Genomic DNA, 24,273 nt, shown 5'->3' with positions numbered 1-24,273 from the left:
CAGAACCATTGGATCACGCATTCAGGCGTCGCAAGCGGCTCTCTAGCATGACCATATGCTCGAGGACGAGTTCGAACTGTGAACGGCTACCGACCGGTCCCCATCCCGGCCCATCTGCCCGACAGGCTGACGATCAGCCTGTGGGATTTCTCCTGGTACGTGCGCACCGGATCCGGCGAGCCGTTCGAGGATCTCGACCGCTCCGCGGCCGAGGCGGTCGACCGCGGCTACAACGCGGTGCGCATCTGCGCGATGCCGTTCCTGCTCTTCGGCTCGGGGCTCGACACGAGCGCGCTGCGCCTCGATCGGCTCGGCGGCGACTACGCCCAGCGGGTTCGGTGGTACGACGTCGGCGCCGCCACGGTGATCGACGCACGCGAGCACCTCCTCGCGCTGTTCCGTGCGCTCGACGCGCACGGCCTCGTGGCCATCCTGTCGTCGTGGGAGTACCAGCAGTCGTCGTCGTTCGCCGTCGAGCGGGACTGGTTCGACGCGCTCATGGCCGTGCCGCCGGGCGAGCGGCCGCTGCGGCTCGCCGACGCGATGGCCGACCTCATCGACTTCCTCACGATCGCTGGACTCGACCACTGCATCGCCTTCACCGAGCTGCACAACGAGGTGCAGTTCACGCACCTCGTCGACGGCCTGGAGGCGGAGTGGGGAGAGGATGGCGGCAACGCCGCCATCCTCGAGCTGAAGCAGTCCCTCACCGCCGCGCTCGACCGGTTCCACGGTCGGCACCCCGATCGCCCGGTCACGGTCAACTACGCGCATGTGCCGGTCGGCGTGATGCGCGGCATCCCCGACAACGTCGACGTGCTCGTCGTGCATCCGTACATCTACGGCGTGCTCGACGAGACGACGGCCGCGTTCGACCTGCGGGGTTCCCTCGAGGACTTCCCGCGCGAGCAGGTCGACGCCTTCGGGCTGTTGCGCGATGGCGCGCCGGCGGCGACCGAGTGGATGCTCCCACCCGACTCATCGTGGAAGCTCGAGGCGACCATCGTCGGCAAGCCCGAGATCTTCTTCCACGACTGGGTCGATCCCGACGCCTTCGACCGGTTCCTCTACGAGCGGTACGAATCGCACCGCAACGAGATGGACCGCACCCTCGTTGACTGGATCGCCGTCGCCGCCGATCACGCCCTCAGCCGCGACATCCCTGTCGTCTTCGGCGAGGGCTGGATCGGCTACACCCCGCTGCACGGCGATTTCGAGGAGGGCCCGGTCGGCGCCGAGTTCTGCCGTCGTGCCGTGCGCGAGTCGCGGGGCGTCGGCGCGTGGGGCACGATCGTGTGCTCCAACGCCGCACCGCATCATCCGATGTGGGCGGATGTCGCGCTCCAGCGTGAATGCAATGCCCTCTTCACCGCACCATCCGTTCCATCCCTGCACCAGTGATCGCTCCCGACCCTCAACGAGGAGGACCCCATGGCCACTGACCACCGAATCCCCACTCCCAGTTCGCTCGGCCCGTTCGGATCGCTCGTGGATGCGTCGATCACCCGCCGAGGGCTGCTCGCCGGCACCGCCGGAGCCGGAATGCTCGCCTTCCTCACCTCGTGCATGGCGGGCGGGGGCGGTGGCGGTGCATCCCAGACCGGCGTCGTGCTGCAATCGTCCCTCTCGGACCCAGCGCCCAAAGCGGCACTCGAGCAGATCGTGAAGGCGTTCGGCGGTGACGTCACGCTCAACACCGTCGCGATCGAGCAGTTCCGAGCGCAGCTGTCGACCTACCTCAGTTCGAGCAACCCGCCCGACGTGCTCACCTGGTACGCCGGCTCCGTCGCGCGCGACTACGCGAGCGAGGGCTTCCTCCTGGACCTCTCGGACATGTGGGAGGGCGACGGCGCCGCCGCGAACTACTCGCCCGCGCTGCGCGATCTCTCGTCCGATGATGACGGGCGGCAGATCTTCCTGCCGACGAACTACTACTGGTGGGGCGTCTTCCACCTGAAGTCCGCCTTCCAGGAGTGGGGCGTCTCCGCGCCCACGACCTGGGACGAGTTCATCACCCTGTGCGAGACGGTCAAGTCGAACGGCATCAACCCGCTCTCCAACGGCATCGGCTCGACGCCGTGGATGGCGTCGGGCTGGTTCGACATCCTCAACCTGCGGGTGAACGGCGCCGACTTCCACAAGCAACTGCTCGCAGGCGAGGCGTCGTTCGACAGCACAGAGGTCAAGGACACGATGCGGTACTACGCCGACATCGTGCCGTTCTTCGACCCCAACATGACCTCCTACGCGTGGCAGGACGCGGTGACCCCGCTCGTGCAGAAGAAGAACGGGATGTACCTCACCGGCGCGTTCATCAGCCAGAACCTGGTCGACTCCGATCCCGACGACCTCGACTTCTTCTCGGTGCCGGTCATCGATCCCTCCATCCCGACCGCCGAGGAAGCTCCGACGGACGGGTACTTCGCGAGCGCGAAGACGAAGAATCCCGACGCGACGAAGGAGTTCCTTGCGTACCTCGCGGGCGCCGAGTCGCAGCAGGCGTTCATCGAGGCGGCGCAGTCGTCGAACCTGCCGACCTCGCCCGACGTCGACACCTCCGGCTTCTCGCCGCTCGTGCAGAAGGGACTCAAGATGCTCGGCGAGACCGAGCAGATCACGCAGTTCTTCAACCGCGACTCGTCGGACGCGCTCCAGACGACGGCCGACACGGCGCTCACGAAGTTCCTCGCGAACCCCGGCGACGTCGACGTCATCCTCACGGAGTGGCAGACCGCCGCCGAGCAGGTGTTCAACGGGTGACCATCGCACCGATGGATCGTGAGACCCTTGCCGTCGAGACCGCTTCCCCGCCCGAGCGGCGGGGAGGCAGCCCTCGACGGCGACGTCTCCACCGAGTGCCGACCGTCGTCTGGTTCTTCCTGCTCATCCCGCTCGCGGTCGAGCTCGCGTGGGTGTTCTGGCCGGCGATCAACAGCTTCTGGCTTTCGCTCACGCGCTGGAACGGCATCGGCGACCCGGAGTTCATCGGACTCGGCAACTTCGAGCGACTCCTCTCCGACCCGATCTTCGGACAGGCGATCCTCAACAACGTCATCTGGGTGATCGGGTTCGGCGGCTTCTCGGTCGTCGTCGGGCTGTCGCTCGCGGTCGCGCTCAACAAGCCCCGACGCGGTGTCGGCTTCTACCGCAGCGCGATCTACCTGCCGATGGTGTTCTCGCTCGCCGTCACGGGCCTCTTCTGGCGTGTCATCTACCAGCCGGACGGTGCGGTCAACGCGTTCCTCGGGTCGATCGGCCTCGGTTCACTGGAAACGCAATGGCTCGCGAATCCCGACACCGCGCTCTACGCCGTGCTCGTGGCAGCCGTCTGGCGCCAGGTCGGCTACATCATGGTGCTGTACCTCGCGGGGCTCAAGGGTGTCGACCCGACGCTCGAGGAGGCTGCCGCGGTTGACGGCGCGAGTCCGTGGCAGCGGTTCTGGCGCATCGTCATGCCGCAATTGAGCGGGGTCAACAGCGTCGTCTTCGCGGTGACGGTGATCGACTCGCTGCGCACCTTCGACATCGTCTGGGCGATGACCCGTGGCGGGCCGTACAACTCGACGCAGCTGCTCTCGACGTACATGTACCAGACGAGCTTCACCGTGCTCGACCTCGGCTACGGCTCGGCGATCGCCGTCGTCATCTTCGCGCTCGCGATCGTCTTCATCATCAGCTACCTCGCTCGCGCTTCGAAGGAGGAGTGAGGAATGTCCACGGCACCCGTGCTTCCGGTCCGCTCCGATGGTCGATCGACCGACGTTCCCGCCGACGGCGCTCGGCGCAATCGACGTGGCGGATGGCTCTTCCACGCGATCATGACGCCGCTCTCGCTGCTCTGGATGGCGCCCATGGTCTTCGTCGTCTTCGTGGCGGTGCGCTCGTTCGGCGACCTCACGGAACGCGGCCTCGCTGCGCTTCCGCTCTCGATCGACTGGAGCGGGTTCGTGACGGTCTTCACGGCGGGGCTCGTCGGCGAGGCGCTCGTCAACAGCGCGATCGTCACGATCGCGACCGTCTTCCTCACGCTGCTGCTCGCGACGTGGGCCGCGTTCGCGCTGAGTCGGTTTCACATCCCGTTCCGGCGCACGATCCTGCTCGTGATGCTCGCCGGCAACCTGCTGCCGCCCCAGATCCTGCTCATCCCGGTCGCGCGCATCACGGAGGGGCTCGGCATCTACGACACGCTCGCCGCGCTCGTGATCGTGCAGGTCGGCTTCGGACTCGGGTTCTACACCTTCGTGCTCCACGGCTTCATGCGCGCCATCCCGTCCGAGATCTTCGAGGCCGCTCGCGTCGACGGGGCGGGGGAGATCCGCACGTACTGGCAGGTCGTGCTGCCGCTGTGCCGTCCGTCACTCGCGGCCCTCGCGGCACTCGCGACGACGTGGATCTGGAACGACCTCATCTGGGCGCTCACGGTGCTGCGCACCGAGACGAACTTCCCGATCACCGCCGCCCTGCTCAACATCCAGGGTGGCTACGTGAGCCAGTGGAACGTCGTCGCCTCCGGCGCGATCGTGGCCGCGCTGCCGACGGCGATCGTGTTCTTCGCGTTCCAGCGCCACTTCGTGTCGGGCCTCACGCTCGGTTCGGGGAAGTGAGCACGCAAGCGCGGCTCCGCACACGCACGACCGAGTACGTCGTGAGCGTGCTGCCCGACGGCTCGGGACTGGTGCTCGATCACTGGGGGGAGCTGGTCGACGGGCCGGTCGAGGCGTGGTCCGAGCCCGATCGCATCGTCTCCTTCGCCACGACAGCGGATGCCGCTCCGCTCGAGTTCGCCTCGGCGGGTCAGCGACATGTGCAGTTCTCCGAGCTGCTCGTCGACCGGGGCGACGGTTGGCTCGGCGCCGCCTGGACGCTGCGGGGCGAGCTCGAGACCGTGTCATCCGTTGACGGCACGGGTCTCACCGCCGAGTTCGCCGACGAGACCGGCACCCTCGTGCTCGTGCTCGAGTACGAGACCTCGACACGGCACGACGTCGTGCGCCGCCGGATGACCGTGCGGAACGAGGGCACGACGCGGATCGAGCTGCCCGCGCCTTCTCTGCCGGGTGGAACCTGCCACTCGGCCAGGCGGTGCACGTCGACTACCTCGCAGGGCGGTGGGCGACCGAGTTCCAGCGGCGCTCGATCGAGCTGCAGTGGGGCACGTTCTCGATCGGCAGCCGGCAGGGCGTGACGGGGCTGCTGTTCAGCCCCGTCGTCGCGATGACGGCCGCGAACAGCGCCGCGGGTCACCCACTCCGCCACGCATACGGCGTCGCGCTCGAGTGGAGCGGATCGTGGCGCCTGCAGGTCGACTCGACGTCGATCGGGGCGCACACGCGTGTCTCGTGCGGCGTCGACGAGGACACGACGACCGTGACGCTGCTGCAGTGGGAGTCCTTCACTTCGCCGTGGTCGGCGGGCATCATGAGCCCCGAGGGGCCCGAGGGCCTGACGCGCGAGTGGCACCGGTACCAGCGCGTCGCGCTCGCACGCGACCTCTTACCGACGACGCGACCGATTGTCTACAACTCCTGGTACGCGACCGGGTTCGACGTGCGCGAAGACCACCAGCTCGAGCTTGCGCGCATCGCCGCCGGGCTCGGCGTCGAGGCCTTCGTGGTGGATGACGGCTGGTTCGCGGGCCGAACGTCGGATCGCGCGGGACTCGGCGATTGGACGCCCGATCCGTCGAAGTTCCCGCGCGGGCTCGGGCCGTTCGCCGACGAGATCGTGGCGCTCGGCATGCGGTTCGGGCTCTGGATCGAACCGGAATGCGTGAACCCCGACAGTGAGCTGTACCGCGCGCATCCCGACTGGGTGTACCGCGCGGGCGACCGCCCGCTCGTGACCGTTCGCAACCAGCTCGTGCTCGATCTCGGTCGCGCCGAGGTCGTCGAGTGGATCGAGCATCGTCTGCGGGAGCTGCTGGGTTCTGCGCCCATCAGCTACCTGAAGTGGGACATGAACCGGCCCGTGAGCGACGGTGGGCGCCCCGGCGACCGGCATGGCGGCGAATGGTCGGTGCAGCACACCCGCGGGTACTACCGGGTGATGCGGATGCTTCGAGACGAGTACCCGCACGTGACGATCGAGGCGTGCGCGAGCGGCGGCGGACGCATCGACAACGCCGTGCTCGCGCTCTCCGACATCGTGTGGACGAGCGACCAGGTCGGGCCGAGGGACCGACTCGTCATTCAGCACGGCTTCCTCGACGCGTACCCCGCCCACGTCATGAGCTCGTGGGTGGCGGATGACCCGGGCCAGCGTGACCGCATGCCCGTCTCGCTCGGCTACCGCTTCGCGGTCGCCATGTCGGGCGTGCTCGGCATCGGAGCCGACCTCGGACGGTGGACGGAGGCGGAGCGCGCCGAGGCGGCGAGGCTCGTCACGCGCTATCGCGACATCCGGTCGGTCGTGCAGCGCGGGCAGGTCGTTCGCCACGGCGATCCGCACGGCGACCTCTACGCGATCGAGTACGCAGGGCCGGCCGACGACCCTCGCATCGTTGTGCTCGTGTACGACCGGGACCGCGACCGAACGCGCGACCTTGAGCGGCCCTGCGTGCACCCGACTCAGCTCGCCCCAGGCGTGCGGTACAGAGTCGAGGGCACCGATCGGGAGGTCACGCGCGAGTCGGCGCGGTCACTCGGCATCGAGGTGCCGTTCGAGCTCGCGCCGGACGCCGACCTGCTGGTGCTCCAGCCGATCGGCTGAAGCCGAAGCTGAGGCCGAGGCCGAGGCCCGGCCCGCCGGACCCCATTCACTCCCGCGCGAACAGCAGCAGAGCGGGCAGGCTCGTCGCGAAGTAGTCCGTGCTGCCGTCCGCACGCGTGGCCGCGGGCGCCGGAACGACGGGCCGTGCCTCCCCGAGATTCGCCGGCGGGTCGATGCGGGGGAGTCCGGCGGCGGCGCGGGCCCGATCCCAGGCAGCGAGCACGCGACCCTCGCCGCCCTCCCATGGCTGGAACGCGCGCGACTCGACGATCCCGACCGCTTCGTCCGCGCGGCCGGCGTCGACGAGCAGTCCGGCGTACTCGATCGTCAGGTCGTCGCGGCCCAGCACGAGCTCGCGGTCGGCCTCGAGTCGTGCGAGCCGTTCCCGCGGGTCGTGCTCGAGCCGGGCGGCGAGCTGATCGAGCTCGTAGAGCAGTCGCCCGTCGTGCGGATCCAGGCGCCGGGCGCGCTCGTACGACGCCCAGGCGAGCTCGTCGTCGCCGAGCACGTTGTAGGCCGCGAGTCCGAGGTTGCGCGCCGTGACGGCGTCCTCGTCGCCGAGCTCGATCGCCCGTCGCCACTGCTCGGCCGCCTCCGTCTTGCGGCCTGCGTCGAACAGGAGCATGCCGAGCAGCGCGCGCGGTACCGGATCACCGGGCTCGGCCGCGATCGCCGCGAGCAGTGCGTCGTGTGCGTCGAGTCCGGCCGGGAACGCCCAGCGCCGGTCGGCGCGACTCGCGGCCTCGCGCTCGGCGCGCGCCTCGTCGGCACGGCCCAGCTCGTCGAGCAGCTGCGCCCGAAGGTAGTGCGCGACGGGCCGCACGTTGCCGGCGGCGGCCGATGCCTCCGTCGCCGCGCGCGTGAGGAGCGCGAGCGCGACATCCGCTTCACCGGCTGCCCGCAGGTCGGACGCGACGTCGAGCAGCACGTGCGCGTCACTCGGGAGCACGTGCTCGCCCGCGATCACGCGCAGGGCGACGTCGAGCGGGTCGAGCCCCCTGGCCTCGGCGAGCAGCGCATCGGCCTCGTCGGCGCGGCCGACGCGTCGCAACAGCACCACTCGGAGCGCCACAACCCGAAGGTCATCGGCATCGAGCCGTGCGGCCCCCTCGAGATCAGCCAGCGCGCGGTCGACGTCGCCGGCTCTCGCCCCGAGGCGCGCGAGCTCGACGAGCGCGGGTGGCGCCCACTTGCGGTCCCACGTGGCTCGGCCGAACGCGGATGCCGCGGCATCGAGCCGTCCACGCCGCGCCTCGATGAGTCCGAGCAGGTAGAGCGCCTCGGTGTCGGCGGGGTTGAGGTTTCGCGCCGTGAGGCGCGCGACGGCCGCGCGCGCATGCTCGGCCGCCGTGTCGTAGTCGCCCGCCCGGTACGCCGTGTCGGCGAGCGCGAGGTGCGAGCCGATGTGGCCAGGGTCGCGTGCGACCGCCTCCCGCCAATAGGGCAGGGGAGAGCGTGTGGGGTGCCGGTACTGCCGGAGGTGCACGCCGATGAGGTGCAGTTCCTCGACACTCGCGACGTCGCGCGGGCGCGGTGGTTCGGTCGCGGTCCACGGCTCGGGTCGCTCACCGACGGGTTCGGGGGAGACGACGAGCAGGTTGCCGGCGCGGTCTTCGACGAGCACGCGCGCCGAGCCCGGGACATCCGCTGCCATGACGACGAAGGGACGCGCGGGGTCGAGGTCGACGACCCAGCTCGCGAGCTCGTGCCCACCGTCGACGATGCGCACCGCAGCCTCGGGCAGCTCGCGGGTCGCGCCGACGCCGATGCGCAGCGAGCGGGCATCGCCATCGCGCGACACGTGCAGGGCGGTATCGAGGGTCGCCGCAACCGGGACGCCGATGCGGCTGATGGGGAACCAGTACTGGCTGAAGGACTTCGTCTCGCCCGGCATGAGCCAGGAGAAGTCGGGCTGATTGTCGGTGTAGACCCCGGCCATGAGCTCGACGTAGGGGCCGTCGCCGTCGGTGAGGTGGGCGTCCCACGCGTGGCCGAAGGGCGCGTCGCCCCACGTCCACTGCTTCTTGCCCGGGGAGATGCGCCGCTCGGCCCAGTGCACGAAGCCGGCGTCGGCGGCGTGGTCGTAGCCGCCGAAGAACTCGCCGTCGGAGTCGACGATCATGTACGAGGTCGGCACGGGGATGTTGCGATAGAAGTCGATACGGTCGGCGCCGGGCTGGTCGGCGGCCCGGGCGGGGTAGTCGACGCCGTAGTACGGCCGGTCGGCGGTCGGGAAGGCCGTGAGCGCGCGTCGCGCGTGGTCGGCGACGAAGCGCACGTCGGTCGGGAAGAACGACTGGTAGTCGTCGTGCACGCGTGCCGCGACGTTCGCCCACCAAAGGAACGTCTGCCGTTCGCTCGTGCGGTTGTGCAGGCGCACGACGAGTTCGACGACCGCGCGATCGGGGTGCAGCCGTATGCCGTGCATGCCCTTCATGCGGGCGAACGGCTCGTGGTCGCTGCACCACACGGTGACGGAGCCGTCGTCGCCGTGCTCGATCGTCCATTCGACCGGCAGGTACGTCGCAGGCCGGTGGTGCTGCGGCCAGTTGAACTCGACGCCGCCGCTGAGCCATGGCCCCGCGAGGCCCACGAGGGCGGGCTTGATGACGTTGTTGCGGTAGAAGAAGTCGTAGCCGGCGCTCTTGTCGTACCCGACGTGGATGCGCCCGCCGAGTTCAGGCAGCACCATGAGGCGCACCCACCGATTCTCGAGGTGCACAGCGGTCCAGCTCGCCGGGGCGGCCTCGGACGCGATGCGGTCGATGAACGGCAGCGGGTACACGCGTCCGCTCGAGCCCTGGTAGACCCGGCGGTCGAGGAACATCGGGTATCGGCTCGGCTCGCCGGGAGCGTAGGTGGGCAACTCGACGGGCTGCTCCCACACGACGGCGCCGCCTCGGTCGAGCTCGCGCTGCAGCTCGGCAGGGGCATCGGGCAGTGTGAACCGGGCGACGTCGGTGGCTCGCATGCCGTCACCCTACGATCGGCCGCGGACTCCCGGAATGGGGGGATCGATGGCAAGGCCTGCACGATTCGATGGTCACAGCATGTGGATGTCCCTTCTACGGCCGCGCTCGCCGCTGCCTCGCCTGCACGAACCGCCCGATCGTGGCGTGCCTACCGCGTGGCCGACCGTGTGGTCGACCGAGCGATCCAGCGGATGCCGAGCTCCGTGCTTGCGCCGGGCTCGAGCGTGACGAGCGGGCCGAGCACCTCGAGCTCCGTGAGCCGCGCGTCGACGCGCATGCCGCTCAGCGACGGCAGTGGATCGGGCAGCGGTGCCTGCATCCACACCTCGGCGCGCGAGCCGTGATCGGGATACTCGGCATGCGGCACGGGTTCGAAACGCAGTTCGAGTCCCTCGCCGTCGGGTCCGCGCCAGGCGATCGATCCGGTGGCATCGGCGAAGCCCCGCTTTCCGATCGCGTCCTGCACGGGGATCTCGACATGCCCGTCGACCCGCCTCGTGGCGAGCGTGCCGTGATGGTCCCCGAGATGGATCGGCTCGAGCGCGCCCTCGACCGCGACGACGACCGCCGCTCCGTGCGCACCGGCGCCAGCGCCGGTGTCGATGTCGACCTGGCAGACTTCCCACGGCGCCCACCGCACGGGGTGGTCCGACGCATTCGTCAGCGCGAGCGTCTCGGCGAACTCGGCTCCCGCGCGCGGAATCTCGAACCGTCGCTCGATGCGCAGGCCCGTGCGCGGGTCGTCCGCGCTCGTGAGGCTCACCTGCACGCCATCGTCGGTCGGCGATTCGCGCCAGGCGTACTCGCCGGAGTCGAGCACGGCGTCGGGTGGTCCCTGCCACCGATCCGGCCCGTCCCAGCCCTGCGGCGCGGGCCACGACTTCGAGCCGCCGACATTGGCCCAGCTCGCGAAGGTGCCGTCGACGACCGGCCATGACGACCGTGGCACGACTGCCCGCAACTCATCGTCGAGCAAAGCCGGGTTGTGCCAGAGCAACTCGCGTCCGTCGACGCGCAGGGAGACGAGCCGTCCGCCGACCGTCGGCAGGAAGACGAGCCGCAGACGGTCATTCGAGACCGCGTGCAGCGGCAGAGCCGGATCCCCGGAGTCGAGCGTGCGGCTGAGCATCCTCTCAGGCTACGAGCGGTCAAGGGGAGGCGGAATCGGCGATCTCACGACGGACCTGAACGATTCGACGGACGATGGTCCGATTCCCATGGGCGCGACGTGCTCGTGGAACGGCAGCACGGCCGATCATCACTTCGGCCATGTTCGATTCGATCACCACATCGGGCCGAGCGACGGGCCCAGTGTGAGCCCGAAACGGGTGCCAGTGCTCGCACCCATGCGTGCTGGGTGGTAACCCTCGGCGGATTCCCGAGTTCACCCGGATCACGCGCCCGGTCGCGGCCGATTCACTGGTTGACGGTGCCGAACACGGCATCCGACCACAACCCGTGAACCGCTCTGGAAGGAGCACCTGACCATGTCGTCCATCTCCGCCCCGACTCCCGGCCTGCAGCCCGTCGGTACCCGTCCCGCCCCCGTCGGCCGGATCGCTCTGCTCGAGCGCGTCCACTCGGCCGAGGCCATGTTGAAGTCGCTGCTCGAGCGCTGGAGCGCTCCTGCGCTGCGCATCGCCCTCGGCACGGTGTTCGTCGTCTTCGGCGTCCTCAAGTTCTTCCCCGGAGTCAGCCCGGTGGAGTCGCTCGTCACCGCGACCTGGGGAGTGCTGACCTTCGGCGTCGTCGGCGGGCAGCTCGCCCTCGTGCTGACGGCGGCCATCGAGACCGTCGCCGGCCTCGCGCTCATCTCGGGCGTCTTCGCGCGCTTCGGTCTCGTGATGCTCGCCGTCGCGTTCGTCGGCATCTTCTCGCCGCTCGTGTTCTTCCCGGCCGAGCTGTTCGCCGACGGGGGACCGACGCTGCTCGGACAGTACGTGCTGAAGAACATCGTGCTCGTCGCGGCGGCGCTCGTCGTCGCCTCGCGCGTGCTGCACGGACCGTCGCGATCGTCACGTTCGTCGCGATGATCGCGGATCCCCGTGATCCGGACGGGAGGGCGAGGCGCAGAGCGCCTCGCCCTCCCGCATGTCCGGGCGGGGCACGGTGCCGCTGATATGATCGAGCAACTGACAACCTTGAAGCCCGTCCTGTGAGGCGGAGAAGGGAGTCCGCATGGCTGTGCGCATCGTGCTGCAGCAAGCTGACCTCGACCGGGCGCTCACTCGCATCGCCCATGAGATCCTCGAGTCGAATCGCGGGGCCGAGGGCCTCGTGCTCCTCGGCATTCCCACTCGCGGCGTCGTGCTCGCCGAGCGGCTCGCCGCGATCGTCGGCCGTATCGCGGCATCCGAGATCCCATCCGGCGCCCTCGACGTCACGATGTACCGCGACGACCTGGGCCGCAACCCGGTGCGTGCGCCGCAACCGACGGCCGTCCCCGAAGGCGGCATCGACGGCAAGACCGTCGTGCTCGTCGACGACGTGCTCTACTCGGGCCGCACGATCCGGGCGGCCTTCGACGCGCTCGCCGACCTCGGCCGCGCTCGCGCGGTGCGTCTCGCGGTGCTCGTCGATCGCGGTCACCGCGAGTTCCCGATCCGGGCCGACTTCGTCGGCAAGAACCTCCCGAGCTCGGCGCGTGAGCGCATCAACGTGCGGCTCGCCGAGATCGACGGCGACGACGCCGTCACGATCGACGGGGGCGACGACTGATGCGGCACCTCCTGAGCACGCGCGATCTCGAGCGCCCCGAGGCGATCGGCCTGCTCGACGTGGCTGAAGACATGGCCGCCGTGCAGGAGCGCGAGGTGAAGAAGCTCCCGACCCTCCGCGGCAAGACCGTCGTGAACCTCTTCTTCGAGGACTCGACGCGGACCCGCATCTCGTTCGAGGCCGCGGCGAAGCGGCTCTCGGCCGACGTCATCAACTTCAGCGCGAAGGGATCGAGCGTCTCGAAGGGCGAGAGCCTGAAGGACACCGCGCAGACCCTGCAGGCGATGGGCGCCGACGGCGTCGTGATCCGGCACCACGCCTCGGGCGCGCCGCAGATGCTCGCCACGAGCGGCTGGATCGACGCGGGCGTCGTGAACGCCGGCGACGGCACGCACGAGCATCCGACCCAGGCGCTCCTCGACGCGTTCACGCTCCGGCGCCGCCTGCACGGGCCGGCCTCACGCGGGCGCGGCCTCGACGGCACCCGCGTCGTGATCGTCGGCGACATCCTGCACTCCCGCGTCGCCCGATCGAACGTGTGGCTGCTCACCACACTCGGCGCCGAGGTCGAGCTCGTCGGGCCGCCGACCCTCATGCCCGTCGACACGAGCGCATGGCCGGCACGAATCGGCTACGACCTCGACGCCGCGCTTGATGAGGCGCCCGACGCCGTCATGATGCTCCGCATCCAGGCGGAGCGCATGCACGCCGCGTATTTCCCGAACAGCCGCGAATACGCGCGCACCTGGGGCCTCGACGACGCCAGGTTCGACCGGCTGCCCCCGACTACGATGGTCATGCATCCCGGCCCCATGAACCGCGGGTTGGAGATCGCTGCCCGCGCCGCTGACTCGCCCCAGTCCACGGTGCGCGAGCAGGTCGCGAACGGAGTATCAGTGAGAATGGCCGCCCTCTATCTGCTGTTGTCGGGCGAACGGGGGGAGTCGTGATGCGCGAGTCGCACCTCATCACCCGCGCGACCCTGCCGAACGGCGAGCGCGCCGACATCCTCCTCGAGAACGGCCTCATCGCGAAGGTCGGCACGGTGACGGATGCCGCCGGCGCGACCGTCGTCGACGGCGACGGCCTCATCGCACTGCCCGGACTCGTCGACCTGCACACGCACTTGCGCGAACCGGGCTACGAGCAGAGCGAGACGGTGCTCACCGGCACGCAGGCCGCCGCAGCGGGCGGGTTCACGGCGGTCTTCGCGATGGCGAACACGTTCCCGGTCGCCGACACGGCAGGCGTCGTCGAGCAGGAGGCGAGCCTCGGCCGCGCCGCCGGCTACGCGACCGTGCAGCCCATCGGCGCGGTCACGGTGGGCCTCAAGGGCGCCGAACTCGCCGAGCTCGGTGCCATGGCCCGCTCCCGCGCGAACGTGCGCGTCTTCTCCGACGACGGCTTCTGCGTGTCTGACCCGCTGCTCATGCGCCGCGCGCTCGAGTACGTCAAGGCCTTCGACGGGGTCATCGCCCAGCACGCCCAGGAGCCGCGCCTCACCGAGGGCGCGCAGATGAACGAAGGCGCCCTCTCGGGCGAGCTCGGCCTCACGGGCTGGCCCGCCGTCGCCGAGGAGTCGATCATCGCACGCGACGTGCTCCTCGCCGAGCACGTCGGCAGCCGCCTGCACGTGTGCCACGTGTCGACCGCGGGCTCGGTCGAGGTGATCCGCTGGGCGAAGGCGCGCGGCATCGACGTGACCGCCGAGGTCACGCCGCATCACCTGCTGCTCACCGAAGACCTCGTGGCCGGCTACGACCCGCGCTTCAAGGTGAACCCTCCGCTGCGGCGCACCGAAGACGTGCAGGCGCTGCGTGCCGCCCTCGCCGACGGCACGATCGACATCGTCGCGACCGATCATGCGCCGCATCCGGTCGAGGCGAAGGAGAGCGAGTGGGACGCCGCCGCGAACGGCATGGTGGGCCTCGAGTCCGCCCTCGCCGTCGTGCACGCCGCGGTTGTCGAGACGGGCCTCATGGGGTGGGCGGATGTCGCGCGAGTGCTCTCCGAGGCGCCGGCACGCATCGGTCGCCTCCGCGGCCACGGCGGTGCGCTCGTCGCAGGGTCGACGGGTGAACTCACGCTCTACGACCCGAACGCGGCATCCGCGTTCGATCTCGATCGCCTCGCCGGCCGGAGCATGAACTCGCCGTATCTCGGGCGAACCCTGCCGGGCGCGGTCGTCGCGACGTTCCACGCCGGGTACCCGACGTATCTCGACGGAGTCCTGCGCCCCGCCGACGAGGTGGCGCAGCGCGCCGCCGAGGCACCGGAGGACGCCCATGGATAAGTGGATCGGCGCGATCGTCTGCCTCGTCATCGTCGCCGTCGCCGTCTGGCTGATGTACCGCTCGTGGCGGCGCCGCACGGTGCGCGACGAGTCGCTCTCGGCCTACCCGGTTCCCGCGAGCCATGCGGAGCCGCTCTTCGAGACCGAAGTGCTCTACGTCGCGACGACGCCCGTCGGCGAGCCGCTCGAGCGGCTCGCCGTGCACGGGCTCGCGTATCGCGGCTCCGCGCGGATCGAGGTGCTCCGCGAGGGCATCATCCTCCGCATCGCGGGGGAGTCGACGAGCTTCATCCCCGCCGACCGGCTGTCCGGCGCCGAGATGGCGAGCTACGCGATCGACCGCGGCGTGGAGCCGGAGGGCCTCATCGCCGTGACCTGGATCGCCAGCGAGCGCGACACCACCGTGGCTTCGCCACGCGTCGACAGCTACCTCCGGGCCAGGTACCCGGGCGACCCGGCCCGGATCATCCAGGCCATCAACGACATCGCCGCCGCGCCCGTCGCGCGGCCGAAGCAGAAGCAGGAGAGTGAGGCCTCGGATGACTGAGACCACCACCACCGCGCGCACGAGCGAACCCGCCGTGCTCGTGCTCGAAGACGGACGCCGCTTCGAGGGACGCGCCTACGGGGCCCGCGGACGCACGCTCGGCGAGGCCGTCTTCGCCACCGGCATGACGGGCTACCAGGAGACCCTCACCGACCCGTCGTACGCCGGGCAGATCGTGATGATGACGGCGCCGCACATCGGCAACACGGGCATGAACGACGAAGACATGGAGTCGGCCCGCATCTGGGTCGCGGGCTTCATCGTGCGCGACCCCTCCCGCGTCGTCTCCAACTTCCGCTCGCAGCGGAGCCTCGACGACGATCTCGCCGAGGCGGGCATCGTCGGCATCAGCGGCATCGACACCCGCGCCGTCACCCGCCACCTCCGCTCGGCGGGCGCGATGCGTTCCGGCATCTTCTCCGGAGAGGATGCCTCGCTCACGGCGGGCGAGCAGCTCGACCTCGTTCGCGGCTCCGCCGAGATGACCGGGCGCAACCTCTCGGGCGCGGTCTCGACGCAAGAGCCCTACACGCTCGACGCGGAAGGCGAGCGGATCGGGTCGGTCGCGGTGCTCGACCTCGGCGTGAAGACGTCGACACTCCGCTACCTCGCCCAGCGCGGCTTCGACGTGCACGTGGTGCCGCAGTCGATCACCGCTGAAGAGGTGCTCGCGATGGCGCCCGACGCGCTGTTCTTCTCGAACGGACCCGGCGACCCAGGAGCATCCGATCGCCATGTCGACCTGCTGCGCACGACGCTGCGCGCGGGCCTGCCCTACTTCGGCATCTGCTTCGGCAACCAGCTGCTCGGCCGCGCACTCGGCTTCGGCACGTACAAGCTGCCCTTCGGACACCGCGGAATCAACCAGCCCGTGCTCGACAAGGCCACCGGCCGGGTCGAGATCACGTCGCACAACCACGGCTTCGCGGTCGACGCGCCCATCGAGGGCGTGAGCGACTCGAGTGAGGGATTCGGCCGGGTCGAAGTGAGCCACTACGACCTGAACGACGACGTGGTCGAGGGCCTCAACTGCCTCGACATCCCGGCGTTCTCGGTGCAGTACCACCCCGAATCCGCCGCCGGGCCACACGATGCCAACTACCTCTTCGACCGATTCCGCGACATGGTGCTCGCCAGCAAGGAGACCGAAGTCTGATGCCCAAGCGCGACGACATCAACAGCGTCCTCGTCATCGGCTCGGGTCCGATCGTCATCGGCCAGGCGGCCGAGTTCGACTACTCGGGCACCCAGGCCTGCCGGGTGCTGCGAGCCGAGGGCGTGCGCGTCATCCTCGTGAATCCGAACCCGGCCACGATCATGACCGACCCAGACTTCGCCGATGCCACGTACATCGAGCCGATCACGCCCGACATCATCGAGTCGATCATCATCAAGGAGCGCCCCGACGCGGTGCTGCCGACGCTCGGCGGGCAGACGGCGCTGAACGCCGCGATCGCGCTGCACGACGCGGGCATCCTCGAGAAGCACGGCGTCGAGCTCATCGGCGCCAAGGTCGAGGCGATCCGCAAGGGTGAGGACCGCCAACTCTTCAAGGACCTCGTGATCGAGGCCGGCGCGGATGTGGCGCGCTCCCATGTCGCGAAGACGCTCGACGAGGCCAAGGCCTTCGCCGAAGACCTGGGCTACCCCCTCGTGGTACGTCCGTCCTTCACGATGGGCGGACTCGGCTCGGGCTTCGCGTACACCGAGGAAGACCTCCTGCGCATCGCCGGCCAGGGCCTGCACGACTCGCCGACGAGCGAGGTGCTGCTCGAGGAGTCGATCCTCGGCTGGAAGGAGTACGAGCTCGAGCTCATGCGCGACACGCACGACAACACGGTCGTCGTCTGCTCGATCGAGAACGTCGACCCCGTCGGCGTGCACACCGGCGACTCCATCACCGTCGCGCCCGCGCTCACCCTGACCGACCGCGAATACCAGCAGCTGCGCGACATCGGCATCGACATCATCCGCGCCGTCGGCGTCGACACCGGCGGCTGCAACATCCAGTTCGCGATCGACCCGGCCGACGGGCGCATCATCGTGATCGAGATGAACCCGCGGGTGTCGCGTTCGTCGGCGCTCGCCTCGAAGGCCACGGGATTCCCGATCGCGAAGATCGCCGCGAAGCTCGCGATCGGCTACCGGCTCGACGAGATCCCGAACGACATCACGCGCGTCACGCCCGCGAGCTTCGAGCCGACGCTCGACTACGTCGTGGTGAAGGTGCCCCGCTTCGCGTTCGAGAAGTTCCCCGCAGCCGACCCCACGCTCACGACGACCATGAAGTCGGTCGGCGAGGCCATGGCGATCGGCCGCAACTACGCGACGGCGCTGCAGAAGGCGCTCCGCTCGCTCGAGAAGCGCGGTTCGTCGTTCCACTGGGGCGACGAGGAACGCAGCGCGGACGAGCTCGTCGAGGCATCCCGCATCCCCACCGACGGGCGCATCGTGCTCGTGCAGCAGGCACTGCGCAAGGGCGCCACGGTCGCCGAGCTCTTCGAGGCGACGAAGATCGACCCCTGGTTCCTCGACCAGATCGTGCTGATCAACGAGGTCGCCGAGACCGTCGCCTCCGCCGAGAACCTCGACACCGACCTCCTCATCCTCGCGAAGGACCACGGCTTCTCCGACGCGCAGATCGGCCAGCTCCGCGGCTTCGGCGAGGCTGATGCGCGCGAGGTGCGCCACATCCTCGGCATCCGCCCGGTCTACAAGACGGTCGACACGTGCGCGGGGGAATTCCCGGCGCTCACGCCCTACCACTACTCGAGCTACGACCTCGAGACCGAGGTCGAGCCCTCCGACCGGCGCAAGGTCGTCATCCTCGGCTCGGGGCCGAACCGCATCGGCCAGGGCGTCGAGTTCGACTACTCGTGCGTGCACGCGTCGTTCGCACTCTCGGCCGCGGGCTTCGAGACGATCATGATCAACTGCAATCCCGAGACCGTCTCGACCGACTACGACACGAGCGACCGGCTCTACTTCGAGCCGCTCACGCTCGAAGACGTGCTCGAGGTGATCCACGCCGAGTCGCAGACGGGCGAGCTCGTCGGCGTCGTCGTGCAGCTCGGCGGCCAGACCGCACTCGGCCTCGCGAAGGGCCTCGAGGCGGCGGGCGTCCCGATCCTCGGCACGAGCCCCGACGCGATCGACACCGCCGAGGAGCGTGGGCTCTTCTCCGGCATCCTCGATGCAGCGGGGCTGCTCGCCCCGAAGAACGGCACCGCGATCGACGTCGCGGGCGCCGTGCACGTCGCCGAGGGCATCGGCTACCCGGTGCTCGTGCGACCGAGCTACGTGCTCGGCGGCCGTGGCATGGAGATCGTGTACGACTCGGCGTCGCTCGCCGACTACTTCGTGCGCATCGAGGGCCAGGGCATCGTCGGCCCGACGCATCCGCTGCTCGTCGACCGCTTCCTCGACGACGCGATCGAGATCGACGTCGACGCGATCTACGACGGCACCGACCTCTACATCGGCGGCGTCATGGAGCACATCGAGGAAGCCGGCATCCACTCCGGCGACTCGAGCTGCACGCTGCCGCCCGTGACCCTCGGCCGCGCCGAGGTCGACCGCGTACGCGAGGCGACCCGTGGCATCGCCGAGGGGATCGGCGTGCGGGGCCTGCTCAACGTGCAGTTCGCCGTCGCGGCGGGCGTGCTCTACGTGCTCGAGGCGAACCCCCGCGCAAGCCGCACCGTTCCCTTCGTCTCGAAGGCGCTCGGCATCCCGCTTGCGAAGGCGGCCTCTCGTGTCATGGTCGGCGCGACGATCGCCGAGCTCATCGACGAGGGCATGCTCCCCGCGTCAGACGGGTCTCGAGTGCCGCTCGATGCCCCGGTGTCGGTGAAGGAGGCCGTGCTGCCGTTCCACCGCTTCCGCACGCGCGAGGGCACCATGGTCGACTCCGTCCTCGGCCCCGAGATGCGCTCGACGGGCGAGGTCATGGGCATCGACAAGGACTTCCCGACGGCGTTCGCGAAGAGCCAGCTCGCCGCGTACGGCGGCATGCCGCTCTCGGGCACCGTGTTCGTGTCGGTCTCCGATCGCGACAAACGGGCGATCATCCTTCCCGTGCTCCGGCTCAAGCAGCTCGGCTACGAGATCGCGGCGACCGAGGGCACCGCCGAGGTGCTCCGCCGCAACGGCATCGAGGCCGGCGTCGTGCTGAAGTTCAGCGACAAGCCCTCGCCCGATGCTGCATCCGTCGTCGAGCTGATCCACCGCGGCGAGATCGACGTCGTGGTGAACACGCCGAGCGGCCGATCGGCCCGCGCCGACGGCTACGAGATCCGCGCAGCGGCCGTGGCATCCGACATCCCGCTGTTCACCACCATCGCCGAGCTCTCGGCGGCGGTCGCGTCGCTCGACGCGGTGCGCACCGGATTCGAGGTCACGAGCCTGCAGGAGTACCAGGCCCGGCGGGAGGCGCACGTATGAGCGGCCCGACGTCGTTCGGCGATCGACTCGACGCGATCTTCGCGATCCGGGGGCGGCTCTGCGTCGGCATCGACCCGCACGCATCGCTCCTCGCCGAGTGGGGCCAGTCCGACTCCGCCGAGGGCGTGCGCGAGTTCGGCCTGCGCGTCGTCGAGGCCGCTGCGAACCACACGGGCATCGTGAAGCCGCAGGTCGCCTTCTTCGAACGCCACGGCGCGGCGGGCTATGCGGCCCTCGAGCGGGTCATCCGCGAAGCGCGTGCCGCCGGGCTCCTCGTGATCGCCGACGTGAAGCGCGGCGACATCGGCTCGAGCGTCGAGGCCTACGGCGAGGCGTGGCTGCGACAGGGCTCCCCGCTCGAGGCCGACGCGATGACGATCAGCGCCTACCAGGGCCTCGGCTCGATCGAGTCGGTGCTGGTCGCGGCCGAGTCCGCGAACAAGGGGCTCTTCGTGCTCGCCGCGACGTCGAACCCCGAGGCTGCGGCCATCCAGCGCGCAGTGCTCCAGCAGTCGAGTCGTGCCGGTTCAACGGTCGCCCAGGCGATCACGGCGGGCGTCATCGCCTGGAATGAGGGGCGAGCGGATGCCGCGACCCGATCACTCGGCTCGGTCGGCGTCGTGCTCGGCGCGACCAGCGAGCTCGCCCTCGCCGGCATCGACACCGAATCGGAACCCTCGCGTCCGGGACTCCCGGTGCTCGCGCCGGGCTTCGGGTACCAGGGCGCCGAGCTCTCCGACTTCCGCAGGATCTACGGGTCGCTCGGTACGGGCGTGATCGTGAGCGAGTCGCGCTCGATCCTCGGCGCCGGCCCCGACGGCATCGCCGACGCGATCGCGCGTCGCGTCGACCAGGTCGGAGCCGCGAGTGCCTGAGCGGGTATCGGTCTCACCGTCGTCGCCGCCCGAGGTCGATCGCGTCGCGGCATCCCGCGCGGCGGTGGCGGCGCGCCGCGCCCGTGCTGCGGTGAAGGCCGACGTCGCGAGCGCGGCGCGGAGCCCGCTCGACGTGCTGCGCGAGGCGTACGCATCGCCTGAGGGCGTCGAGGGGCGCTTGCGCGTGAGCGAGTTCCTCACGTCGATCCCGGCGATCGGCGCGACGAAGAGCGCACGCATCATGCATGAGCTGCAGATCTCGACGTCGAAGCGGCTCGGCGGCCTCGGCCGCCTGCAGCGCAGGCGGCTTCGCGAGTTCGTCGCCGACTGGGTCGCTGCGCATGGCGGCACCGGCGACCGGCTCGTCGTGCTCGCCGGCCCGACAGCGGTGGGCAAGGGCACCGTCGCCTCCTATATCCGGCGCCACTATCCCGATGTGCAGCTCTCGGTCTCGGCGACGACGCGCGCGCCACGGCCCGGCGAGGTCGAAGGGGAGAGCTACTTCTTCGTCGACGACGCCGAGTTCGACCGCATGATCGCGGCCGGCGAGCTGCTCGAGTGGGCGACCGTGCACAACGCCTCGCGATACGGCACGCCCCGTGCGGCCGTCGAGCGGGCTATCGCCGCAGGCAATAGCGTGCTGCTCGAGATCGACATCCAGGGTGCGCGTGCCGTGCGCCGGGCCATGCCCGACGCCACGCTCGTGTTCCTGCTCCCTCCGAGCTGGGAAGAGCTCGTGCGCCGCCTCGTCGGCCGGGGCACCGAGAGTCCCGCCGAACAGCAGCGCCGGCTCGAGACCGCGAAGGTCGAATTGGCGGCCGTCGACGAGTTCGATCACCAGGTGGTCAACCACGACGTCGCCGACGCCGCTCAGAAGGTCGTAGACTTGATGAGACCTCGCAAGGGTCGGCGTTGAGCTGCCCTCGCCACGACTTTTCGCGCACTGAGGGTGCGCACCCCACGATCAAGGAGTCTTTCCATGGCTGAGAAGCTGTCCGGAATCATCGACCCGCCCATCGACGACCTGCTCTCGAAGGTCGATTCGAAGTACCAGCTCGTGATCTTCGCGTCGAAGCGCGCACGTCAGATCAACGACTACTACGCCGACCTGCACGAAGGCAGCCTGTTCGACAACGTCGGCCCGCTCGTCGACTCCTCGATCGACGACAAGCCCCTCTCGGTCGCTCTGCACGAGATCAACGAAGACAAGCTCCGGCTCCGCCCGATCGCCGACTGAGCCAGGGGGCCCGATGTCGCCGCTCAACATCGTCGTCGGCATCACCGGGGGCATAGCGGCGTACAAGGCCGTGGGCGTGGTGCGCGCGCTCGTGCTCGCCGGTCACGACGTGCACGTCGTCCCGACTGAGGGAGCGCTCCGTTTCGTCGGGCGCCCCACTCTCGAGGCGATCTCGCGCAACCCCGTGCACACCGACCTCTACGAGGGCGTCGCCGAGGTGCGGCACGTAGCCATCGGCCAGGCCGCCGACCTCATCGTGATCGCGCCGGCGACCGCGAACTCCATCGCCAAGCTCGCGACCGGCCTCGCCGACGACCTGCTCGGCAACACGGTGCTCGCGAGCGAAGCGCCCGTGGTCATCGCGCCGGCCATGCACACCGAGATGTGGCGGCATCCGGCCACGAGGGCGAACATCGCGACCCTCCGGTCCCGGGGCGTCACCGTCGTCGGCCCGGCCGTGGGGCAGCTCACCGGCAGCGACAGCGGTCCCGGCCGCATGGCGGAGCCCGACGTCATCGTCGCGGCCGCACTCGACCGGGTGGCGGCATCCGATTCCGCTGCAGCGCAGCACCACAGGGGCGATCTCTCAGGGCGACGCATCGTCGTCTCCGCCGGCGGAACGCGCGAGCCGCTCGACCCCGTGCGCTTCCTCGGCAATCGATCGAGCGGCAAGCAGGGCATCGCGATCGCCGAGGCGGCGCGATCCCGAGGAGCCGAGGTCACCCTCATCGCGGCGAACCTCGAGGTGGCCGACCCCGAGGGCTGCGATGTCCGCCGGGTCTCGACGGCGCTCGAGCTCCGCGACGCGGTCGTCGGCGCCGCGCAGGGCGTCGATGTCGTCGTGATGGCCGCGGCCGTCGCCGACTACCGGCCGGTGAGCGTGAGCGACGCGAAGATCAAGAAGGACGAGGGCGACGGGGGCCTCACGCTCGAGCTCGTGCGCAATCCCGACATCCTCGCAGGCCTCGGCAGCGAGCCGCATCCCGGAACCCTCCTCGTCGGCTTCGCCGCCGAGACCGAGTCCGACGACGAGCACCTCCTCGCGCTCGGGCGCGCCAAGCGCGAGGCGAAGGGCGCCGACCTGCTCGTCGTGAACCGCGTCGGATGGAACGAGGGATTCGCGAGCGACGAGAATGCGGTCGTCGTGATCGGCGCCGGCGGTGACGTCGTCACACGAGCACACGGAACGAAACTGTCGGTGGCGCACGACATCCTCGACGTGGTTGTCTCAGAGCTGACGACCACGGCGCGAGCCGCGACGACACCGAAGGAATCCAAGCCCATATGAGCGCACTTCGCCTCTTCACGTCCGAGTCCGTCACCGAGGGCCATCCCGACAAGATCTGCGACCAGATCTCCGACTCGATCCTCGACGCGCTGCTCACGGTCGATCCGCACAGCCGGGTCGCCGTCGAGACGCTCGTCACGACGGGGCTCGTGCACGTGGCCGGCGAAGTGACGACGTCGGGCTACGTCGAGATCCCGGCGATCGTGCGTGAACGCGTGACCTCGATCGGCTACAACTCCTCCGACGTGTGGTTCGACGGCCGTTCGTGCGGCGTCTCGGTGTCGATCGGCGGACAGTCGCCCGACATCGCGCAAGGTGTCGACCACGCCTTCGAGGCGCGCGAGCGCGCGAGCATCGACGCGCTCGACCTGCAGGGCGCCGGCGACCAGGGCATCATGTTCGGCTACGCCACGCGCGAGACGCCCGAGCTCATGCCCGTGCCGATCTGGCTCGCGCACCGGCTCGCCGAGCGGCTCGCCACCGTTCGCAAGGCCGGTGAGCTCGACTACCTTCGTCCCGACGGCAAGACCCAGGTCACCGTCGGCTACGAGGGTCAGGTGCCTCGCACGATCGAGACGGTCGTGCTGTCGACGCAGCACTCGCCGATCGTGTCCACCGAGCAGCTCCGCGCCGAGGTCGAGGAGCTCGTGATCCGGCCGGTGCTCGACCTCGTCGAGCTCTCCCGGCCCGAGCTCGCGGTGCTCATCAACCCCACAGGCCGGTTCGAGATCGGCGGCCCGCAGGGCGACGCCGGCCTCACGGGCCGCAAGATCATCATCGACACCTACGGCGGCGCGAGCCGGCACGGCGGCGGCGCGTTCAGCGGGAAGGACCCGTCGAAGGTCGACCGCTCCGGAGCGTACGCGATGCGCTGGGTCGCGAAGAACGCCGTCGCCGCGGGCCTCGCCGATCGACTCGAGGTGCAGGTCGCGTACGCCATCGGCAAGGCCACGCCGGTCGGGCTCTACGTCGAGACGTTCGGCACGGCGCACGTTCCCGAAGAGCGCATCATCGCCGCGATCCGCGAGGTGTTCGACCTGCGCCCCGCCGCGATCATCCGCGACCTCGACCTGCTCCGCCCCATCTACGCGCAGACCGCGACCTACGGACACTTCGGCCGCGAGCTTCCCGACTTCACCTGGGAGCAGCTCGACCGCGTCGACGACCTGCGCGCCGTCGCCGGGCTCTGACG

At 69.9% G+C, this 24,273-nt stretch carries 20 protein-coding genes; 18 read left to right on the top strand and 2 right to left on the bottom strand.

Annotation, left to right across the window (positions count from 1 at the left end; translation table 11 throughout):
* The first annotated feature begins 78 nt into the window (after nucleotides 1-78).
* From QFZ29_RS08795 to QFZ29_RS08770, 6 genes are read left to right on the top strand one after another with little or no spacing between them, the layout of a single operon-like run.
* The gene (locus QFZ29_RS08795) at nucleotides 79-1,401 is read left to right on the top strand and encodes a cellulase-like family protein (protein ID WP_306893773.1); all 1,323 of its coding nucleotides are present in this window, start codon (nucleotides 79-81) and stop codon (nucleotides 1,399-1,401) included.
* 30 nt (nucleotides 1,402-1,431) lie between these two features.
* Nucleotides 1,432-2,760, top strand: a complete 1,329-nt coding sequence (locus QFZ29_RS08790) for an ABC transporter substrate-binding protein (protein WP_306893772.1) — start codon at nucleotides 1,432-1,434, stop codon at nucleotides 2,758-2,760.
* A gap of 11 nt (nucleotides 2,761-2,771) precedes the next feature.
* Entirely contained in the window at nucleotides 2,772-3,707 is a 936-nt protein-coding gene (locus tag QFZ29_RS08785; RefSeq protein WP_306893771.1) for a carbohydrate ABC transporter permease, read from the top strand.
* A 3-nt stretch (nucleotides 3,708-3,710) separates the two neighbouring features.
* Nucleotides 3,711-4,604, top strand: coding sequence for a carbohydrate ABC transporter permease (locus tag QFZ29_RS08780; protein ID WP_306893770.1), 894 nt, complete (start codon nucleotides 3,711-3,713; stop codon nucleotides 4,602-4,604).
* Entirely contained in the window at nucleotides 4,601-5,185 is a 585-nt protein-coding gene (locus QFZ29_RS08775) for a glycoside hydrolase family 36 N-terminal domain-containing protein (RefSeq protein ID WP_306893769.1), read from the top strand. Before QFZ29_RS08780 ends, QFZ29_RS08775 begins: the two co-directional genes overlap by 4 nt.
* Nucleotides 5,083-6,708, top strand: coding sequence for an alpha-galactosidase (locus QFZ29_RS08770; RefSeq protein ID WP_306893768.1), 1,626 nt, complete (start codon nucleotides 5,083-5,085; stop codon nucleotides 6,706-6,708). The genes QFZ29_RS08775 and QFZ29_RS08770 overlap by 103 nt, the downstream gene beginning before the upstream one ends.
* Nucleotides 6,709-6,754: 46 nt before the next feature.
* Here QFZ29_RS08770 and QFZ29_RS08765 read toward each other — a convergent pair whose 3' ends face one another.
* Nucleotides 6,755-9,679: a tetratricopeptide repeat protein gene (locus QFZ29_RS08765; protein WP_306893767.1), complete on the bottom strand. Its 2,925-nt coding sequence runs from the start codon at nucleotides 9,677-9,679 to the stop codon at nucleotides 6,755-6,757.
* 149 nt (nucleotides 9,680-9,828) lie between these two features.
* Nucleotides 9,829-10,809: a hypothetical protein gene (locus QFZ29_RS08760; protein ID WP_306893766.1), complete on the bottom strand. Its 981-nt coding sequence runs from the start codon at nucleotides 10,807-10,809 to the stop codon at nucleotides 9,829-9,831.
* 358 nt (nucleotides 10,810-11,167) lie between these two features.
* Between QFZ29_RS08760 and QFZ29_RS08755 the strand changes: the two genes are divergently transcribed.
* The 12 genes from QFZ29_RS08755 (at nucleotide 11,168) to metK (ending at nucleotide 24,271) form a co-directional block, all read left to right on the top strand.
* Nucleotides 11,168-11,713, top strand: a complete 546-nt coding sequence (locus QFZ29_RS08755; RefSeq protein WP_306893765.1) for a DoxX family protein — start codon at nucleotides 11,168-11,170, stop codon at nucleotides 11,711-11,713.
* 145 nt (nucleotides 11,714-11,858) lie between these two features.
* Entirely contained in the window at nucleotides 11,859-12,398 is a 540-nt protein-coding gene (gene pyrR, locus QFZ29_RS08750) for a bifunctional pyr operon transcriptional regulator/uracil phosphoribosyltransferase PyrR (protein ID WP_306893764.1), read from the top strand.
* Nucleotides 12,398-13,348, top strand: coding sequence for an aspartate carbamoyltransferase catalytic subunit (locus QFZ29_RS08745; protein WP_306893763.1), 951 nt, complete (start codon nucleotides 12,398-12,400; stop codon nucleotides 13,346-13,348). Before pyrR ends, QFZ29_RS08745 begins: the two co-directional genes overlap by 1 nt.
* Entirely contained in the window at nucleotides 13,348-14,691 is a 1,344-nt protein-coding gene (locus QFZ29_RS08740; protein WP_306893762.1) for a dihydroorotase, read from the top strand. The genes QFZ29_RS08745 and QFZ29_RS08740 overlap by 1 nt, the downstream gene beginning before the upstream one ends.
* Entirely contained in the window at nucleotides 14,684-15,238 is a 555-nt protein-coding gene (locus QFZ29_RS08735; RefSeq protein ID WP_306893761.1) for a PH-like domain-containing protein, read from the top strand. The genes QFZ29_RS08740 and QFZ29_RS08735 overlap by 8 nt, the downstream gene beginning before the upstream one ends.
* Nucleotides 15,231-16,394 (top strand): glutamine-hydrolyzing carbamoyl-phosphate synthase small subunit, encoded by a 1,164-nt coding sequence (gene carA / locus QFZ29_RS08730; protein ID WP_306893760.1) that lies wholly within the window; start codon nucleotides 15,231-15,233, stop codon nucleotides 16,392-16,394. Before QFZ29_RS08735 ends, carA begins: the two co-directional genes overlap by 8 nt.
* Complete coding sequence (gene carB, locus QFZ29_RS08725) at nucleotides 16,394-19,681, top strand: carbamoyl-phosphate synthase large subunit (protein WP_306893759.1); 3,288 nt, start codon at nucleotides 16,394-16,396, stop codon at nucleotides 19,679-19,681. The genes carA and carB overlap by 1 nt, the downstream gene beginning before the upstream one ends.
* The gene (gene pyrF, locus QFZ29_RS08720; protein ID WP_306893758.1) at nucleotides 19,678-20,556 is read left to right on the top strand and encodes an orotidine-5'-phosphate decarboxylase; all 879 of its coding nucleotides are present in this window, start codon (nucleotides 19,678-19,680) and stop codon (nucleotides 20,554-20,556) included. The genes carB and pyrF overlap by 4 nt, the downstream gene beginning before the upstream one ends.
* Entirely contained in the window at nucleotides 20,549-21,472 is a 924-nt protein-coding gene (gmk, locus tag QFZ29_RS08715; RefSeq protein WP_306893757.1) for a guanylate kinase, read from the top strand. Before pyrF ends, gmk begins: the two co-directional genes overlap by 8 nt.
* A gap of 63 nt (nucleotides 21,473-21,535) precedes the next feature.
* The gene (rpoZ, locus tag QFZ29_RS08710; RefSeq protein ID WP_129522629.1) at nucleotides 21,536-21,793 is read left to right on the top strand and encodes a DNA-directed RNA polymerase subunit omega; all 258 of its coding nucleotides are present in this window, start codon (nucleotides 21,536-21,538) and stop codon (nucleotides 21,791-21,793) included.
* A 13-nt stretch (nucleotides 21,794-21,806) separates the two neighbouring features.
* Entirely contained in the window at nucleotides 21,807-23,081 is a 1,275-nt protein-coding gene (gene coaBC, locus QFZ29_RS08705; protein WP_306893756.1) for a bifunctional phosphopantothenoylcysteine decarboxylase/phosphopantothenate--cysteine ligase CoaBC, read from the top strand.
* Entirely contained in the window at nucleotides 23,078-24,271 is a 1,194-nt protein-coding gene (gene metK, locus QFZ29_RS08700) for a methionine adenosyltransferase (RefSeq protein WP_306893755.1), read from the top strand. Before coaBC ends, metK begins: the two co-directional genes overlap by 4 nt.
* Nucleotides 24,272-24,273: the final 2 nt, after the last annotated feature.

This window comes from Agromyces albus (assembly GCF_030815405.1).
Lineage (GTDB): Bacteria > Actinomycetota > Actinomycetes > Actinomycetales > Microbacteriaceae > Agromyces > Agromyces albus_A.
The sequence above is the reverse complement of the archived record's forward strand: the minus strand, read 5'-3'. Positions and strand labels throughout refer to the sequence as shown.

What these genes read in the sequence shown, in the direction of transcription:
- pyrF (WP_306893758.1), top strand. Translation starts at nt 19,678, where the DNA reads ATGAGCGGCCCGACGTCGTTCGGCGATCGACTCGACGCGATCTTCGCG.
- coaBC (WP_306893756.1), top strand. Translation starts at nt 21,807, where the DNA reads ATGTCGCCGCTCAACATCGTCGTCGGCATCACCGGGGGCATAGCGGCG.
- pyrR (WP_306893764.1), top strand. Translation starts at nt 11,859, where the DNA reads ATGGCTGTGCGCATCGTGCTGCAGCAAGCTGACCTCGACCGGGCGCTC.
- carA (WP_306893760.1), top strand. Translation starts at nt 15,231, where the DNA reads ATGACTGAGACCACCACCACCGCGCGCACGAGCGAACCCGCCGTGCTC.
- QFZ29_RS08760 (WP_306893766.1), bottom strand. Translation starts at nt 10,809, where the DNA reads ATGCTCAGCCGCACGCTCGACTCCGGGGATCCGGCTCTGCCGCTGCAC.
- QFZ29_RS08785 (WP_306893771.1), top strand. Translation starts at nt 2,772, where the DNA reads ATGGATCGTGAGACCCTTGCCGTCGAGACCGCTTCCCCGCCCGAGCGG.
- QFZ29_RS08755 (WP_306893765.1), top strand. Translation starts at nt 11,168, where the DNA reads ATGTCGTCCATCTCCGCCCCGACTCCCGGCCTGCAGCCCGTCGGTACC.
- rpoZ (WP_129522629.1), top strand. Translation starts at nt 21,536, where the DNA reads ATGGCTGAGAAGCTGTCCGGAATCATCGACCCGCCCATCGACGACCTG.
- QFZ29_RS08735 (WP_306893761.1), top strand. Translation starts at nt 14,684, where the DNA reads ATGGATAAGTGGATCGGCGCGATCGTCTGCCTCGTCATCGTCGCCGTC.
- QFZ29_RS08780 (WP_306893770.1), top strand. Translation starts at nt 3,711, where the DNA reads ATGTCCACGGCACCCGTGCTTCCGGTCCGCTCCGATGGTCGATCGACC.
- metK (WP_306893755.1), top strand. Translation starts at nt 23,078, where the DNA reads ATGAGCGCACTTCGCCTCTTCACGTCCGAGTCCGTCACCGAGGGCCAT.
- carB (WP_306893759.1), top strand. Translation starts at nt 16,394, where the DNA reads ATGCCCAAGCGCGACGACATCAACAGCGTCCTCGTCATCGGCTCGGGT.
- QFZ29_RS08765 (WP_306893767.1), bottom strand. Translation starts at nt 9,679, where the DNA reads ATGCGAGCCACCGACGTCGCCCGGTTCACACTGCCCGATGCCCCTGCC.
- QFZ29_RS08790 (WP_306893772.1), top strand. Translation starts at nt 1,432, where the DNA reads ATGGCCACTGACCACCGAATCCCCACTCCCAGTTCGCTCGGCCCGTTC.
- QFZ29_RS08740 (WP_306893762.1), top strand. Translation starts at nt 13,348, where the DNA reads ATGCGCGAGTCGCACCTCATCACCCGCGCGACCCTGCCGAACGGCGAG.
- QFZ29_RS08745 (WP_306893763.1), top strand. Translation starts at nt 12,398, where the DNA reads ATGCGGCACCTCCTGAGCACGCGCGATCTCGAGCGCCCCGAGGCGATC.